We start from the raw sequence: 15,522 nt of genomic DNA, 5'->3' as shown, positions 1-15,522 counted from the left end.
CAAGGTGGCGGGCCCTTTTAAACGGAAGTCAGGGAGGCAAGGATGCTGGGGATCTGGTTGAGCGTGGCGCAGGTGGTGATCAGCGGTTATCAGCCCATCGCGGAACAAACCTGGGTGCAGTTGAACCCGGAATATTACCCCCTGACACGCACGCCGCCCGCCATGTTTGTTGCGTGGCGTGGCAACCAGTTCCCGCCACTGGCCCTGAAGCAGAAGCATGGTCGCTGGCAGATCCTCTTTCCCGCCCGGCTGGTCCCCCCTTTCGATTTGTTCGAGGGGGAGGCGCAGCTTTCTAAAACCTATTTGGCAAGGCTGCGACGCATCGATGAGATGGCTTACGGGGTCGTACCTGGTCAGGTGGGTGCAATCGTGCAGCAGGGGAGTGGTTTCCCTGGTTATGGCGCGCAATCCATCGCGCCCTTTATCGCCGAGTTCCGCACACCCCAAAACACGTTCGGTGGTGTCGATATTTCCACCGATACCGACGAGAGCGAACCTCTGCTGGCTCAATTAGGCGTGACGTTTCGCACTGCGGGGATGAGTGGTGCACAAGGATATGAGGGAGTAGCGAGCGCCGATATGGCGCTCGTCAGCAGCAAGGCTAGCTTATCCGCAGGCAGTGATGCCATGCTCACCCTCTCTGATCCGGCAGCAGGCGACCCACAAACCGTGTGTCATCAGGTCGCGGCAGGGGAGACCCTGTGGCGCATTGCCAACCAGCTATCCAGTGCCCGGGGGGCTGATACCTACAGCTATTTGTTGGCGCTGGTGGCGGAGAATCAGCAACGGCTTGGCAAAAGCATTCGGGTCAGAACGGGGGATGGCCTTTACTGTCCGCGCGCCGAGACCCTGGCGAAGTTTGATGCCCTGAGCCCGGCCCAGCGTCAGCAGCAATTTGCCCGACTGGAGCAGGGACGCTAAATGCAGAATCGGTACCTTGTATCCGCATTTGGCCCGTGGTAGTATTCGCGCTCGTTTTGCGAGGTGCCGACCGGTCGCAGTCTGCACCATACATTCCTTTAAAAGAGATACATACTATGTCTTTCGTATTCCAAGCTGAAGTCCGTTCTGACCTGGGGAAAGGTGCGAGCCGCCGCCTGCGTCAAGCTGACCAAGTTCCTGCCATCGTTTATGGTGCAGGTAAAGAAGCCCAGTCCATCACCGTTGACCACAAGAAATTCATCCTGGCCCAAGAAAAGCCGGAATTCTACGAGTCTGTACTGACCCTGGTTATCAACGGCGAAGAAGTTAACGTAAAAGTGAAAGCTATCCAGCGTCACCCTGTACGTTACAAGCTGGTTCACCTGGACTTCGTTCGCGTTTAATCACGAACTGTCAGGTAGCAGAAAAGCCACTCTCAGGAGTGGCTTTTTGCTATAAGGAATCTTGTGAGCGGACTGAAAGAACAATCAGGTCAGCCACAGCCACAACCGGTTATCCCAGCTGGCTAAGCGCTTGTTGGCAGCGCTGCTCGGCGGCATCCAGCTCCAGCAGCACCATCCTGATATCCTCCATCTGTTGCTGCAGCGTCTTCCGTTTCTCGGTGACCAGCCCGAGCATGGTTTGCAGCTGGGTACGGCTGCTCTTATCTGCATCATAGAGATCAAACAGTTCTCTAATTTCGGCCAAGCTGAAACCTAGTCGCTTGCCGCGCAGGGTAAGCTTGAGGCGAACCCGATCCTGCTTGCTGTAGATGCGGGTCTGCCCTTCCCTGGCTGGATTGAGTAATCCCTGATCCTCATAGAAGCGGATGCTGCGCGTCGTAATATCAAATTCCCGAGCCAGCTCACTGATGCTGAAGCGCCGTCCTTCATCCTTGTTGTTCATACAGACTTCTTGGTGAACTAAATCCTGTCTGCACCTTACCTAAACGTAAACTGCACTGCAACTCTTGTTCCATCGCGTCAGAACCCCTATGTTATGGCCATGTAACAAACAGAGGTAGGCAAATGGATATTGCAATTGTGGCGGCAAAACGGACTCCGATGGGGGCGTTTCAGGGGGCATTGGCAGAGGTGACTGCGCCTGAGTTGGGAGCCTGTGCCATTGAGGCTGCACTACAGCAAAGTGGGCTTCGTAAGGAGCTTGTCAATGAAGTGTTTATGGGCAATGTGCTGGCGGCGGGCGTGGGGCAGGCGCCCGCCAGGCAGGCATTGTTGAAAGCAGGGCTGCCACATGGAGTGCCCGCTACCACGATCAACAAGGTGTGCGGCTCTGGCATGAAAGCAGTGATGCTGGCGGCTGATACCATCCGTCTTGGCGACAACAGAGTGGTGGTGGCGGGAGGGATGGAGAGCATGAGTCGTGCTCCCTATCTACTGGATAATGCGCGCAGTGGCTTTCGGATGGGGCATCAACAGGTGCTGGATCACCTCTTCCTTGATGGTTTGCAAGATGCCTATGATGGCCAGTTGATGGGGATACATGCCCAGCGCAGTGCCGATCAGGCCGGTTTGACTCGCCGTGCTATGGATGAGTTCGCCCTGGCATCACTGCAGCGTGCGCGCAACGCACAGCAATCAGGTGCGTTTGTGTCCGAATTGACAAGTGTCTATCGCGGTGATCGTCTGTTGCTGGCCGAGGACGAACAACCGGGCAAGGGCAGACCGGAGAAGATCCCGACCCTGAAGCCAGCGTTTGGCAAGGAGGGCACCATCACGGCGGCTAATTCGAGCTCCATCTCGGACGGCGCGGCGGCGCTGATATTGATGGATGGTGCCACGGCTAAAGCCTGGCAGGTACCAGTGCTGGCACGGATTGTCGCTTATCAGAGCCACGCGGCATTGCCCGCAGAATTTACCTCCGCGCCCATTGGCGCCATTTCACGGCTGCTGGCGCGTTTGGCATGGTCGGTGGAAGAGGTCGATCTGTTCGAGATCAACGAGGCTTTTGCCATGGTCACCATGCTGGCCATGAACGGGGTCGGTATTCCTCATCACAAGGTCAATGTGCATGGGGGGGCTTGTGCCCTCGGTCATCCCCTGGGGGCGAGTGGCGCGCGCATTCTGGTGACGCTCATTGCCGCGCTGCAGCAACGGGGTTTACGGCGGGGAGTGGCCGCCCTCTGTATCGGTGGTGGTGAGGCGACCGCTATCGCTGTCGAGGTGAATGACGAGACGAATTAATTGGTGGCTTCCATCGCCAGCAGCTGTTCGTTGACCCAGGTGGTGGCGGCCAGATAGAGGTGACTCACCTTATCCTCGTTGAGCCCTAACTTTGCGGTTCTGGCCGTGACTCTTGACCAGTTGGCATTTTCGTAATCTTCACAAAACGCGAGGTAGAAACCGAGATTGCCTTTGCGTTCCAGTAGCGCCAGCCGAATATCGTCGATAAGGGGAATAGTGCCGAGCAGCTTGTCCATCGGCTGCTCCATCAGCACGTCCAGCAGGGAAAAGAGGCCGGTAATAAATGCCTGTTGTGCCTGCTGGCTCGGGGCATGGGCATGAGCCAGCAGCTCACAGAAGCGGGCACGGATCATCGACATCTGGTAAAGCTCGGCGCTCTTGCCTTTGCCAGCGCTGGTCGCCGCCACCAGCGAGACAAAGCGCTTTAGCTGGGTGTTGCCCAGATAGATGGCAGCCTGGCGAAATGACGAAATAGGGTTGGTGTGACCTTTGAGATGGTTAACGTAGCGCAGCAGCTTGAGTGATAAAGAGATATCCTGACCGAGTAGTTGCTCAATCTTGTTGATATCAGGCTCTGCCTCGTTGACCACGTTGAGCAACTGCATCACTACGACCTGAGCCGGCTCCATGGTAGCTTGCTTGACCATCTCGGGTCGACTGAAGAAAAAGCCTTGGAACAGCTGGATCCCCAGCTGTTTGACCCGTTCGAACTCAGCCTTGTCCTCTACTTTTTCCGCCAGATAGGTGAGCCCCAGCGTTTGATGACGTTGGATAAACACCTTGATCTGCAGCAGGGGGGTAGCGCGAAGATCAAACTTAATGATGTGAATAAAGGGGAGGAAGCGCTCCCAATCCGGCGACATGGTGAAGTCATCGAGGGCCAGCTGATAACCCAGCTTGTGCAGCTGTTTCACCTTTTCCAGCAGGGCATCATCCGGTGGAGAATCTTCCAGGATCTCAATCACCACTTTTTCGGGCGGCAGGCACTCTGCCAATCCCTCCAGCAGCAGTGAGTGGGGAAAATTGATAAAGCAGGGGCGGCCCCCCAACAGCTGATCGATATTTTGTTGCAGAAACTGTTCAACCACCAGGCGTGACGTCGCCTGCTGGGAGGAGATACTCGGGAAGACATTATTCAGACTATCGCGAAAGAGCAGCTCATAGGCATGGGTATTGAGGTCTCTGTCGAGGATCGGCTGTCTTGCTACGTAGGAATACATGCCTTGCTCCAGTAAAGGTACTGGGTTGATTTTATGGTGTTGCGGAACACTATGCCAGTTTTGACCCTGTTCGGTAAGGCAATAATTGGCATAGCGTTTTTCTGCAGGGAAGGAATTTAGAAGAGATAACTCAATTGGGCGCCAGCCAGCCAGGCATCTCCCTCGGATGTCCCTTGGAAGGTGGAAATACTCTGCGGGTTGCCAGGTTGCAAAGCCATTTTTTCAGTAACATCAACCTTCTTGCCATCGATCAGGGTCAGCCCCAGATCCATGGTCAGGTTGGGGGTGAATTGATAACCCATCCCCAGGCTGTACCAAATTCGGTCTGCATCCGGAATGGAGATGGTACGGCGATCTGCTGGTACAGGGCTCGCATCGTAAGCTACTCCTGATCGCAGTTGCCACTGTGGAGTGAGTTGATAGGTCATCCCGATCGCATAGCGCCAGCTATCTTCCCAGTGTTCATCCTTGATATGCATGTTGGGCAGTGTATCCAGATCTGCTTCCAGCTGGACAAATTTGCTCCAGTTGGTCCAGTTCAGGCTGCCATGAATAGCCAGTTTTTCAGTCAGCTGATGAAACGCTGCAAGCTCTGCCGTTGCCGGTAGCGGAAGATCCAGAGAACCTGTGTCTCTGAGTTCTTTGCCGCTGGGCAGGCCAATGATGGCGTCACCCGAGAGTGTCAAGTTGACATCGTGCCGGTATGAGAGGCCAATCCGGGTCTGTTTGGATAGTTCCAGCAACGCGCCGACATTCCAGCCCCATGCCCAGCCATCTCCTTGCAGATGCTTTGCTATCAGGTTGCGCGAGGGGAAGGTGCCGCCGACTTCGCCCTCACCCTGAATAGCTGAAATACCGGCTCCTACCGACAACATCTCATTGATGCGGTAGGCAAGTGAGGTACCCAGATCCATGGTCTTGATATCGGAAACATTACCAAAGTGCCCGGCGCTGTAGTTATCTGGCATCTTGATGCCAAGGCCGTAGTAAGAGGTGGCCGATAAGCCGAGGCGCCACTGTTCATTGAGCGGGATGATCAAATAGGCGTTGGGTACCCAGGCTGCGGCCGCGATATCGTGCGCACTCGCATCCGAGGTGACGATACCAGCTTGGGTCGGCAAGCGGGTGTTACCTTCAATATTGACGTCAGGACTGACATAGATGACACCGCCAGACAGCGCCATTTGATCGAAGCGGGTCATGGCTGCTGCATTGCGGGAGAGCACACTGGCGTTATCCGCGATGGCTGCCTCACCGGCAAAGGCGCGTCCAAGGCCTGTGGCGGATTGTTCAGCCAGCTGGAACCCGGCGGCATGAGTCTGACCCGCGATCACCAGCAGGGCGATGGCGGACGGTTTGATGATGGGATGCATGGCAAAATCCTTGCTGTTACCCGAAGGTTCAATCGGTCATATGAATGGAGACAGGATTTTATATGGTATGACCAGTAAGGCAACGGCAATGGCATCTATCTGGAGAAAACAAGATTAAATGCTGGGATGATGTGCTCTAATAGATTGATTGAAAAGGAAAAATAAACACATGTGTGCTACATGTGTGCGCTGAAATGGGTTTTCGGATAAAAAAAGAGCGCCTGTCGGCGCTCTTTTAGAGTGAGCTGTAATCAGAACTTCATGTTGAACTGGGCTGAGGCGAGGAAGGCGTTGCCGTGGGAAGAACCTTTCCAACGCAGAGCGTCTGAGTGGTTACGCAGACCCTCGTTGACATCAACCTCTTTACCATCCAGATAGGCCATGCCGAAATCAACACTCATATCGGTGTTGATATGGTAGGTGGCGCCAGCGCTATACCAGACACGGTCGGAGTCCGGGATACTCAGGCTACGATATTCCGGTTCGATAGGACTGTTATCATATGCAAAACCAATACGTGCTTCCCAAGCCGGGTTGATATACCAGGTACCACCGATAGAGTAACGAGTAGAGTCTTTAAACTTTTCGTCCTTTTGCAGACATACGCCGCCAGCGCATTGGTTACTGGTTGCTTTCAGCTCCTGGAATGCGCTCCAGTCAGTCCAGTTCACGGAGTAGTGTACGGCGAATTGCTGATTCAAACGGTGATAACCGGCAAACTCTGCTTGAGCAGGCAGATCCAGTTTCAGATTGCCATCAACAACGCGGTTCCCTGAAGTGAGTCCCTGGAAGTCACCATCAAAGCTCATATCGACTTGTGAGCGATAAGTCAACGCAAAGCGATTGTTTTCATTGACTTCGTACAGAGTACCTACGTTCCAGCCAAAACCCCAGGTGTCGCCTTTCAGGTGAGCCAGACGAGTATCTGTTGCCAGCGGACCGCCTTGACTCGGCGGGTTCAACGGACCCAGCAGACCGGCATAGCGGTTCAGTTCGGCTGCACCGTAAACAGCATTAATACCTGCACCGACGCTGAAGTGTTCATTGATGCGATAGGCGATGTTCGGGTTGATATTGAGAGTCATCAGCTCAGTATCACCAGCACCTGCACCAGCAGGGAAGGTTTTGGAGTACTCGGTAGACAGCCCGTAGTTGGAGAAGAGCCCGATACCCCAGGCCCACTGGTCATTCAGCGGCTGGATAAAGTAAGCAGCAGGAACGAAGGCTGCCGGAGCAATGCCTGATTCGCTGGCGGGAATTGGCCCAAAGGGAGTACCAACGCTGCCATTAACATCTACGTCCGGTTTGATGTAGGTACCGGAGACGGAAACTGCCATCTTGTCAAAGGTGGTCATGGCGGCAGGGTTACGGGACAATACGGAGGCGTTGTCGGCGATAGCCGCTTCGCCGGCATAGGCGCGACCCAGACCGGAGGCCGAGTGCTCGTTCAACTGGAATGCCGCGGCATGGACTTGACCGGTGGCCAGCGCGATGGTGGCGGCAATCAGGCTCTTCTTGAAAATAGTTGTCGTCATGGTGTTCTCTCTTGTAGGCAGATTTTTTTGCCGATATTGGCTGCACGTTCAATGCAAACCTCGACAAAATCCGTTTTTATTTCAGCTTCTTCCCAATCAATTCTGGCGTGATTCTATGGATCTGGTAGGAGGTAAGAAATCAGACCAGTGACAGCAGAATACATAAAAGTGATCGATGTGTTAATCATTTGTTTTAACTTGCTGTTTAATTCATCATTTTCAGGGTCTAAAGGCGGAATATTGACCTGGATTGCTGATCTCCGTCACAAAAATAATTTTGTCAATTTTTCGAAATCTTGAGGCAAATGAGTGACAAAGGGGAGTAATCAGGGAGGGAACAGGCAGCGGCTCGTGACCGCCGCCTGCTATTGAGGATGGATCTGAGGTTGTTAACCAGCGATGTTAAATGTCCCACTGCAGACGTGACTGCAGGGCGTTGGCAACGGGGGCAAGTGGCTCTTTCATTTCGCCAATCAGTACCATATTGGCGCCTTTGAGCTGGACTATCTCCCCTTTGAGGGTGCCATCTTCAAAGGTGGCCTGTTGCAGGGTTAATGGAACATGTTTGGGCACTAAAAAGAGAGTGACTGGCCCCATCTTTCCCTGGATCACCATGTGCAAGGCTGGTCCCTGATAAAACGAGCAGTGATTGACATAGGTCACCTTGAGCCCATCCATCCCGCTTAAGGTGGCGCCATACTTCTCCATCTTGGCATTTATGTTATGCAGATTGACCTGCTCATCGACACCTTCAATAAAGGGTTCTTCGCCATAGACATGAGCCATCGCCACCTGTGCGAGGGAGAGGGCCGCAGGAGCCGTTTCTGGCAGCGTGATCCAGCGGGTGCTCATTCCCAGCAGGAAGGCGACCGATGCAGCCAGGGCGATCTGGCGCCAGGATGTTGATGTCCGGAGCTTGACTGGTGCCGTGCCAAGGGGGCGGGATGGCGTCATATCATCTTGCCTGTCACTGTCTTGCAGCATGGCTTGCCTGAGCAGGATCCGCTCGGCCAGTCCGGCGGGAACCTCTACCTGCATGGCGCGCTTGAGGCTTCTGTCGAACTGCTTCATCTCGTTGAGGTAGTTCCGATTGGCCTGGCTTGCTTCAGCGGTTTTGAGAAAGTCCGGTTGTTGATCGTTGGGCTGGATCATGGCGTTGCGGCGAAATTCGAGTTCATCCATGTCCGTGTCCTCTTGCTTGGTTCTTCTGCTCCATCGCCTCCTTGAGCTGGTTGCGGGCGCGAAACAGTCGGGTCATGACGGTGTTCTTGTTGAGGCCGAGCATCTCGGCAATCTCCTCACCACTGAATCCTCCCACGACTTGCAGCAGCAGTGGCTCCTGATACTCCTCCGGCAACCGGGCGATGTGACGGTGCAACCACTCGTTCTCCATCTCCTGTTCACTGTGCAGCGTATCGTGCTGGGGTTGAGGGTGATCGTCGAGAGCCACCAGTTCCAGCTGTTTGCGTTCAAAGCGGCGGGCGTTCTCCCGTCTGAGGATGGTGATCAGCCACCCCTTGGCCGCCTTGTCATCCTGCAGTGTGTCGATAGCCTTCCAGGCACGCAGGAAGGTCTCTTGCACCAGATCTTCCGCTACGTTGGGATCCCGGGTCAGCCAGTAGGCATACCGGTATAGATCGCCGTGCAGCGCATGAACCAGTGCTTCAAATTTGGTTTGTTTGTCAGCCATGGGATCAGAGACCGGCGAAGTGGCCGGATCATTTCCACCAATATGCTGCTGAGCACGTTTTTTTCTAAAAAACAGCAGTGCCATAGGGCAATCCTTGTCAGGGGGCGTGGCGGCGGGAGCGCTAACTCCCGTGCGCCAGCAGGTAAATCAGGTGCGCAATACCGGCGGTTTCATCAGCCCTGAGGGTACGCGCCAGAGCGCGCCACTCGATGGGAGGGGCAGAAGAGGGCCGTGCAAAACAGGCTCGCTCGAGTGCGGCGAGCGCGTTGCCTACCCGATTATGCCCAGCGTCAGGCAACTGGCCTAATTGATAATAGGGGACCTGCCAGCGTAAGGTCGCCCACAGGATCAGTGCCTTGCGACTGGCATCCGGCTGGTGTCGGGCAAGGGCACGTTGCAGTTGATAGAAGGCTCGCCAGCGGGGGCTGCGGCGCCATAGCGCACGCAGTGTTATGGCCAGCACGACCCACCAAAGGCTCTCTCGCAGTGCCACCTGCGATGTCTGCTCATCAGGTTGCCGATTTGCTGTTGCCTGAAACGTCAGCGTGATGGCGGGCAGGCTGGCCTGCTCAATCCGGCCGCTTTGGGTATTAAACCAGGGCAGATCAATGGGGGGCAGCTGATAGTCACCGCTCTGCTCCGCGACCAGAGTCTGGCGCCACTGTCGCTCAAACAGCAGCTTGCCATCGCGGTAACGCTCCTGCTGTTGCTCGCCATCGGGATGTGCCTGTATGCCGCTTGGCAGTTGATGGGCCATCAGGGGGGCAAGCTGTATCTGACCGCTGTCACCATTCTCCATGGTCAGGCTGAGGATCCGGATCAGCGGTTCACCCACTTCCCCCGTGGTGGCCGGTTCAAGACGCTGGCTCAGGGTCAGCCGGGTGGCCACCGGCGTGGCGGGGGCTTTGTCGACCCTCACCTCTAGCGGTGCCGCACGGGCCGAGAGTCGTTGCGCTTTTCCCCCTTGCTGCGTGAGCTGCCCCTGCAAGCGGGGTGAGTCGAGGTACCAGAGTCCCGGCGCTTTTGCCTGAATAAGCCAGCTGCGGGTGAGCCGGCCGGGTAGACCTGCCTGAGCGGGGGCGATCCACTCGTCGCTACCGAGGCGACGGATGGTGAAGTGGGCAGAGCTGAGCTCGCTCAGGGCCGGGTTTTGCATACTGGTGGGCAGCCAAAGAGTCAGGCGGTAGATCACCGGCTGGCCGGGATAGAGCGGGCCCTGATGATCAAGGCTGGCCTGCATCTCGAGGGGCGAGGGGGCTGCGGGTTGCGGCAGCGCCGCTGTTTTCACCTCTCTCAATGGCAGGGTGAGCGAGGGGGTGAACTCATTTCCCAGCTTGAGCGGGGCAATCATCACCTTTGTATTCGCGGGTGAGTCGCTCTGGTGCAGCGGGATCTGCCAGCGAGTCAGTTGTTGTACCGGGGTGGTGACCCGGCTCATGGTCACTCTGCCCACTGCAAATTGGCGCAGTAGGGGGGAGATCTCCAGCTCGTTGCTCTGGCGCTCGCCATCCGCTTCGATGATCAGCAGCCAATCGCTGGGGTCAGCCCCTGGCAGCAGCTCTGCCCGGGGGGGCAGGGCCCAACCAAGTGGACTCGCCAGTGCGAGCAACAGTCCCCATCCTGCCCGCGTCACCAAGGCTCCTCCACCTTGATCAGATCCCGGCGCAGCGCCTCTTTGCGCAGTCGTTGCTCCAGCAGCAACACCGGGGGGGAGGGTGGCATGGGCATTGCCGTCACCTGCTGTTCAGCCGATGGTTCGGGTTGCTTGCTGTTGCTGGTATTGGGAGCCGCCGCTGTGCCCTGTAACAGAGAGAGGTTATAGAGCGCATCTTCATGGCCGGGTTCAAGCGCCAGAGCGGCCAGATAGGCCTCTTTGGCTGCGGCAAACTCCCCCAGTTGCAGCAGGGCATTGCCGCGGTTGTAGTGGGCAGTGGCACTCGCTGCTTCCTGATAGGCTGAGATAGCTTGCCGATAGGCTCCGGCCCGATACCAGGAGTTGCCGCGCCAGACTGGATCGTTGAAGGTGCGGGCAGCCCGCTGAAAATCCCCCTCTTGATAAGCCTGCATCGCTTGCAAGTCTACCCTCTCTGCCGCTTGCAGGTCTTGTGGCGAAAGCAGCTGAGCTCCTACCATCAGCGCCATCATCAACCGGGCGCCGACTCTGGCCAGCAAGGCCAGTGGTAACAAGGGGATCAGCAAACATGGGCCAAGATCCAGTGGTGCCGGGGTGAGGGCCAAGGTCGTGGTGGGGAGAGGGGCAAAGCGGGGGACGTCGCTGCCAAGCCACTGTAGCTCACCGCCGAGACGGTTGGCCAGAGCGGCAATGGCCTGACTATCGGGGGCGGGCAACTGTGCAGGCATGCGGGCGGCAAACCCCAACTCACTGGCCGGAATGGCGGGCATGGGGGCCGGTTGACCGCTGCTGGCAAGCAGAATATCGAGGCGTGCCGACTGGGTGTCGCGGCAGAGAAGGCGTTGCTGGCAGGGCCACAGAGCAGCGATTTGGGTCATCTGATTCTGGGTGAGGTCGTCGGTGATCAGCAGCAGACGTGCTTGTTCACCGGGAGCAATCTGCTTCATGGCAAGTTCCACCGCCCGTGCCGGGTTGCTGCCCTGCAGCGGCATGATATCGGGGCGCAAGTCGGGCAGTAGCAGCGAAAGGGCTTGATGATCACGGGTTGGTGGCATGGCGAGGTAGGCATCGCCCGCGTAGAGGATCAGCGCAATGCGCTCTCCCTTTGCGCGGCTCAGCAGCTGCTGCAACTGCCATCTGACCCGGGTCGCCCGATCCGGTTTGAGGTCGGTGGCGGTCATCGAGCGTGACAAGTCCAGCAGCCAGATATCGAGCGGCGCCGCAGGCTGCTGTTGCAGCTCGCCGCGCAGTGCGGGACCACTCAGGGCTAAAATGACGGGCAGGGTTGCCAGCCAGAGCCAGGGGCGCTGAGGACGAGATGCTGGCAGCAGATAAGCCTGCATAGCAGGTGCGAGCAGCGGGGGCTGGCGACGATGGTGCCACCCTTGCCAGAGCCAGGGGATGAGTGCGATCAGCCACAGGGGGCGGAGCAAGATCAGCTCCATCTGCGCGCGCCTCGTGCCAGCCAGTTGCGCACCATGCGAAACTCCAGTCTGCCGTGCCCTGATGGCAGAAGCAGCAAGCCACAAAGCAGTGCCAATGGCCAGGGGTAGAGCTCGATCACCGGCTGGTACTGGGCAATCGGCATTGGGGCAGGTTCAAGGGCATTGAGGGTCGCGTTGATGGCATCGAGATCGCTTTGGGTGCGTGCCCGAAAGTAACGCCCCTGGCCTGTCTGTGCCAGCTCTTTCAGAAGCGGCTCGTCCAGTTCGCTGCTGGGATCGGCCTGACCGCTGCCCGCCTCATCGTAGGGTTGGATAAAGGTATCGGGATCGGCCCCGACCCCCAGCGTGTAGATCCGTATTCCCTGTGCCGCGGCGAGTTTGGCCTCCTGCAGCGGGTCGGCATTGCCTGCGGTATTGCGGCCATCAGTGACCAGCAGCAGGGCGGTGGGGCGACCAGGATCCCCATGCTGGCGTGCCAGCTGGATCGCCTCGCCAAGGGCGGTGGTTCGGCCGACCAGATCAAAATCGAGCTCGTCGCTCAAGGTCAGCAGCGCCGGGATCTCCTGGGTGAGGGGAGAGAGCAGGTAAGCGTGATCGGCAAAGACGATAATGCCCACCCTGTCACCGGCCCGTTTGGCGATCAGCGCCTTGATCTGCTGGCGCACTGCCGTCAGCCGTGCTTGCTGCTCGCCGTTGTCGAGCATATCCGGGGTACGCATGCTGTCTGACAGATCCACCGCCAGCAGCAGATCCCGACTCCCCTCATATTGGATCACCGGTTCCCCCCACCACTGGGGGCGGCAGAGGGCGAGGATAAGGGCGCACCAGAGCAGCATGGCGCGCCAGAGCGGCAATCCGGCCTGAGGACGCAGCAGCGGAAACCCGGGGTGAGCCAGATAGCCGCGGCGCAAGGGTGGCAAGCCGAAGCGCACCAGCAAGGGCAGCACCAGTGCCAGCGCAAACCAGGGCCAGGCCAGGATCATGAATGCCTCCGCGCGGCTTTACGCCTTGGGCGGGTGGAGCGTTGCAAGAAGAGGCTCTTACCCCAGCGGCGATAATGTTGCCGAAGCTGTTCGCTCTGCTCACTGCTCGGGTTCTGGTTGCCATAGAGCCAACTGCTCCAGTGAGACGAGAACTGGCTGAAATCGCTGCCGCCGTGACGATCGACGAAGGCGAGCCAAGCCTCTCCCTGTAACTGGCGCGCCTCGGGCCAGCGTTGCAGTGCTTCATGACGCAGGGCCTCCTGTATGCGTGCCACCAGCAGCGCCGGATCTCCCTCCAGCTGACGACACCAGCGGCGGTAACGTATCACCCTGCGGGCAATCAGGATGATCAGCAGCAGCACTAACGCTGTGATCAATAGCCACAATAGCGCCTGCACTCTGGGGTCAAGACTCTGTTCAATCAGATCCGGCCCCGGGTGGATGTCTCGCATCAGGGCGGCCAGCGGCGGAGTGATGGCGTCGGAGGCGGGACTGGCGCTGCCGAGTTCGGCGGGGGAGATCATCCCTGATGACATAACCCCTCCTGCCACTGCTGTTGCAGCGTCTGGCTGTTATCGAGCAGATAGAGGCGCTGCACCAGCGGCAGCAACAGCTGCTTGCCATGGGCCAGCTGCTGTTCGGCAGCTTGCTGGTAGCGGCGGGAGAAACCGGCATGGCCCCCATCCAGCCAGCCCTGATAGTGCTGGGCTGGCCGATCGATGGCCACCGGCAGCTGGCCGTCAGGGGGAAGGGCAGCCTCAAGGGGATCGCGGATCTGCCAATAGTGGATATCGTGGCGGCGGGAGAGCAGCTGCAACTGCTGACAGAGCGCTGACTCACAGGGTCTGTGGTCGGTGATCAGCGTCAGTTTGGCACCATGGGGCAGCTTCACGCTGGCCAAGGTGTCGGCCAGTGAATGGGATAGTACCCGACGTGCCAGCCCTTGCTGGTAGTGATGGTAGAGGGATTCGAGCAGGGGCAGCACGCTGCCGCGCTGGCTCTGGTGATTTGGGATAAGCCCGTGGCAGATCAGGGTGTTGTGCTGCTTCTCCCCTTGCCAGATCAGGGCTGCTGCCAGCTCGCATCCCAGACGCGCCTTGAGCTGCCGTGTGGAGCCGAAATACATGGCGGGGGAGAGATCAAGCAGCAGCCAGTGCGCCTGATCCAGCTCCTCGCTATAGAGGCGGGTATAGGGACGACCGAGGCGCGCCGTCACTCGCCAGTCGATATGGCGTACCTCGTCACCCGCCTGATAGGCGCGCAGCTCGCGAAACGTGAGTCCGGGAGAGCGGCCAGGTTTGCCGCGTTCGCTATTGATTCGGCCTAAGTTAGGTGGCTTCTTGGCTTTCGCCCAGAGCCGGATATTGAGCAGCCGTGGCAGCGACAGGGCGATATCGGGATGGAGGTCCGGCGCTAGGGACATGGCACCTGATCCAGCAGTTGGGCGATCAGGATGTCGTTATCCAGATTGTCGGCCAGTGCCTGATAGCTGGGAATAAGGCGATGGCGCAGCACCGGATAGGCTTGCAGCTGGATATCTTCCGGCAGCACATAATCTCGTCCGGCAAGCCAGGCTCGGGCGCGGGCGGAGCGAGCCAGCCCCAGCGTAGCCCGAGGGCTGGCCCCCACGGCAATCAATGGCTCAAGGGCAGGGCAAAGACCACTGCCCGGGCGAGTGGCGCAGACCAGCTCCACCAGATAGTGCTCCAGTCGGCTTTGCATGGTCACCGCCAGCACTTCGCTGCGGGCACGCAGCAAGCTGGTCTGACTCAGGGTCACTGGTGCCGCGCCAAGCTGTTCGCCGCTGGCGTTGAGCTGCAAGATGGCGAGCTCCATGGTGGGGCTCGGGTAATCCACCATCAGCTTGAGCAGAAAGCGGTCGAGCTGGGCCTCCGGCAGGGGATAGGTTCCCTCCTGCTCGATAGGGTTCTGGGTGGCGGCGACCATAAAGAGGGGCGGCAGCCGCCAGCTCTTTTTGCCCACGGTGATCTGGTGTTCGGCCATGGCTTCCAGCAGCGCTGATTGCACTTTGGCCGGCGCCCTGTTGATCTCGTCCGCCAGCACCAGATGGTTGAAGAGGGGGCCTGGCTGGAATACAAAACTGGTATCCTGCGGGTGAAACACCTCGCTGCCGGTGAGATCCGCGGGAAGCAGGTCGGGGGTGAACTGGATACGGGCAAAGCGCCCTTCGACGGCGCCAGCGAGCGCCTTGACGGCGCGGGTTTTGGCCAGCCCGGGAGCCCCTTCGATTAACACATGTCCTTCACATAACAGTGCAATCAGGAGCCCTTCTATTAGCTCCTCCTGCCCCAGGATCTGACTGCCAAGATAGTCCCTAAGTGCTCTGAACTCGGCCGCTGCCATGCGATAAACCCGTTGTTTTTATGGAAGTTGATCTTTTTATACTCCAGTTGCTCCCCAAGGGCGAGCAAAGGGGCCTTGCCGTGCTTAATTTAGTTTCAATCAGCTGTATGAAACTTGTGATTGGATTGTTAAGATGTGGCACAATGAGGTCAGA

The 15,522-nt window shown here is 58.0% G+C and carries 15 protein-coding genes; 3 read left to right on the top strand and 12 right to left on the bottom strand.

Translation table 11 applies throughout. The annotated features are described in order from the left end of the window. Positions 1 to 42 precede the first annotated feature (42 nt). Together G5149_RS00780 and rplY are read left to right on the top strand one after the other, a co-directional pair. Positions 43 to 921 (top strand): hypothetical protein, encoded by an 879-nt coding sequence (locus G5149_RS00780; RefSeq protein ID WP_337072194.1) that lies wholly within the window; start codon positions 43 to 45, stop codon positions 919 to 921. A 116-nt stretch (positions 922 to 1,037) separates the two neighbouring features. Then, entirely contained in the window at positions 1,038 to 1,325 is a 288-nt protein-coding gene (rplY, locus tag G5149_RS00775; RefSeq protein WP_005345280.1) for a 50S ribosomal protein L25, read from the top strand. Between the two features lie 109 nt (positions 1,326 to 1,434). Here the strand turns inward: rplY and G5149_RS00770 are convergent, their stop codons facing one another. Beyond that, positions 1,435 to 1,827: a MerR family transcriptional regulator gene (locus G5149_RS00770; RefSeq protein ID WP_216978731.1), complete on the bottom strand. Its 393-nt coding sequence runs from the start codon at positions 1,825 to 1,827 to the stop codon at positions 1,435 to 1,437. A gap of 122 nt (positions 1,828 to 1,949) precedes the next feature. On the opposite strand from G5149_RS00770, the gene G5149_RS00765 reads away from it, so the two are divergent. Then, positions 1,950 to 3,125 carry a thiolase family protein gene (locus tag G5149_RS00765; RefSeq protein ID WP_337072195.1) on the top strand — a complete coding sequence of 392 codons (1,176 nt, stop codon included), beginning with the start codon at positions 1,950 to 1,952 and terminating at the stop codon, positions 3,123 to 3,125. On the opposite strand, the gene G5149_RS00760 is transcribed toward G5149_RS00765, so the two are convergent. The 11 genes from G5149_RS00760 to G5149_RS00710 form a co-directional block, all read right to left on the bottom strand. Beyond that, positions 3,122 to 4,345, bottom strand: coding sequence for an EAL and HDOD domain-containing protein (locus tag G5149_RS00760; RefSeq protein ID WP_005345291.1), 1,224 nt, complete (start codon positions 4,343 to 4,345; stop codon positions 3,122 to 3,124). The genes G5149_RS00765 and G5149_RS00760 overlap by 4 nt on opposite strands. Positions 4,346 to 4,461: 116 nt before the next feature. Next, positions 4,462 to 5,718, bottom strand: a complete 1,257-nt coding sequence (locus tag G5149_RS00755; RefSeq protein WP_337072196.1) for an OmpP1/FadL family transporter — start codon at positions 5,716 to 5,718, stop codon at positions 4,462 to 4,464. A gap of 251 nt (positions 5,719 to 5,969) precedes the next feature. Then, positions 5,970 to 7,253, bottom strand: coding sequence for an outer membrane protein transport protein (locus G5149_RS00750; RefSeq protein ID WP_216978735.1), 1,284 nt, complete (start codon positions 7,251 to 7,253; stop codon positions 5,970 to 5,972). Between the two features lie 402 nt (positions 7,254 to 7,655). Beyond that, entirely contained in the window at positions 7,656 to 8,435 is a 780-nt protein-coding gene (locus tag G5149_RS00745; protein WP_421211132.1) for a DUF3379 domain-containing protein, read from the bottom strand. Next, entirely contained in the window at positions 8,428 to 9,027 is a 600-nt protein-coding gene (locus G5149_RS00740; RefSeq protein WP_216978736.1) for a sigma-70 family RNA polymerase sigma factor, read from the bottom strand. Before G5149_RS00740 ends, G5149_RS00745 begins: the two co-directional genes overlap by 8 nt. A gap of 37 nt (positions 9,028 to 9,064) precedes the next feature. Next, positions 9,065 to 10,552, bottom strand: a complete 1,488-nt coding sequence (locus G5149_RS00735; RefSeq protein WP_337072336.1) for a hypothetical protein — start codon at positions 10,550 to 10,552, stop codon at positions 9,065 to 9,067. Between the two features lie 20 nt (positions 10,553 to 10,572). Then, entirely contained in the window at positions 10,573 to 12,021 is a 1,449-nt protein-coding gene (locus G5149_RS00730) for a VWA domain-containing protein (protein WP_337072197.1), read from the bottom strand. Beyond that, on the bottom strand, positions 12,012 to 13,004 hold the full coding sequence (locus G5149_RS00725; RefSeq protein ID WP_236768100.1) for a VWA domain-containing protein: 993 nt from the start codon (positions 13,002 to 13,004) through the stop codon (positions 12,012 to 12,014). Before G5149_RS00725 ends, G5149_RS00730 begins: the two co-directional genes overlap by 10 nt. Beyond that, a complete protein-coding gene (locus G5149_RS00720) occupies positions 13,001 to 13,540 on the bottom strand; it encodes a DUF4381 domain-containing protein (protein WP_236768099.1) in 540 nt (179 codons plus the stop codon). The genes G5149_RS00725 and G5149_RS00720 overlap by 4 nt, the downstream gene beginning before the upstream one ends. Then, complete coding sequence (locus G5149_RS00715) at positions 13,525 to 14,427, bottom strand: DUF58 domain-containing protein (protein ID WP_421211129.1); 903 nt, start codon at positions 14,425 to 14,427, stop codon at positions 13,525 to 13,527. Before G5149_RS00715 ends, G5149_RS00720 begins: the two co-directional genes overlap by 16 nt. Next, positions 14,418 to 15,368 carry a MoxR family ATPase gene (locus G5149_RS00710; RefSeq protein WP_337072198.1) on the bottom strand — a complete coding sequence of 317 codons (951 nt, stop codon included), beginning with the start codon at positions 15,366 to 15,368 and terminating at the stop codon, positions 14,418 to 14,420. The genes G5149_RS00715 and G5149_RS00710 overlap by 10 nt, the downstream gene beginning before the upstream one ends. Between the last annotated feature and the right edge of the window lie 154 nt (positions 15,369 to 15,522).

The sequence above is a fragment of the Aeromonas sp. 600479 genome (assembly GCF_049175515.1).
GTDB lineage: Bacteria > Pseudomonadota > Gammaproteobacteria > Enterobacterales > Aeromonadaceae > Aeromonas > Aeromonas veronii_A.
This window is presented reverse-complemented; position numbering and strand designations above follow the sequence as displayed.

Bases quoted from the DNA above. Each gene is read 5' to 3' on its own strand.
- G5149_RS00780 (WP_337072194.1), top strand. From the start codon at position 43: ATGCTGGGGATCTGGTTGAGCGTGGCGCAGGTGGTGATCAGCGGTTAT.
- rplY (WP_005345280.1), top strand. From the start codon at position 1,038: ATGTCTTTCGTATTCCAAGCTGAAGTCCGTTCTGACCTGGGGAAAGGT.
- G5149_RS00770 (WP_216978731.1), bottom strand. From the start codon at position 1,827: ATGAACAACAAGGATGAAGGACGGCGCTTCAGCATCAGTGAGCTGGCT.
- G5149_RS00765 (WP_337072195.1), top strand. From the start codon at position 1,950: ATGGATATTGCAATTGTGGCGGCAAAACGGACTCCGATGGGGGCGTTT.
- G5149_RS00760 (WP_005345291.1), bottom strand. From the start codon at position 4,345: ATGTATTCCTACGTAGCAAGACAGCCGATCCTCGACAGAGACCTCAAT.
- G5149_RS00755 (WP_337072196.1), bottom strand. From the start codon at position 5,718: ATGCATCCCATCATCAAACCGTCCGCCATCGCCCTGCTGGTGATCGCG.
- G5149_RS00750 (WP_216978735.1), bottom strand. From the start codon at position 7,253: ATGACGACAACTATTTTCAAGAAGAGCCTGATTGCCGCCACCATCGCG.
- G5149_RS00745 (WP_421211132.1), bottom strand. From the start codon at position 8,435: ATGGATGAACTCGAATTTCGCCGCAACGCCATGATCCAGCCCAACGAT.
- G5149_RS00740 (WP_216978736.1), bottom strand. From the start codon at position 9,027: ATGGCACTGCTGTTTTTTAGAAAAAAACGTGCTCAGCAGCATATTGGT.
- G5149_RS00730 (WP_337072197.1), bottom strand. From the start codon at position 12,021: ATGGAGCTGATCTTGCTCCGCCCCCTGTGGCTGATCGCACTCATCCCC.
- G5149_RS00725 (WP_236768100.1), bottom strand. From the start codon at position 13,004: ATGATCCTGGCCTGGCCCTGGTTTGCGCTGGCACTGGTGCTGCCCTTG.
- G5149_RS00720 (WP_236768099.1), bottom strand. From the start codon at position 13,540: ATGTCATCAGGGATGATCTCCCCCGCCGAACTCGGCAGCGCCAGTCCC.
- G5149_RS00715 (WP_421211129.1), bottom strand. From the start codon at position 14,427: ATGTCCCTAGCGCCGGACCTCCATCCCGATATCGCCCTGTCGCTGCCA.
- G5149_RS00710 (WP_337072198.1), bottom strand. From the start codon at position 15,368: ATGGCAGCGGCCGAGTTCAGAGCACTTAGGGACTATCTTGGCAGTCAG.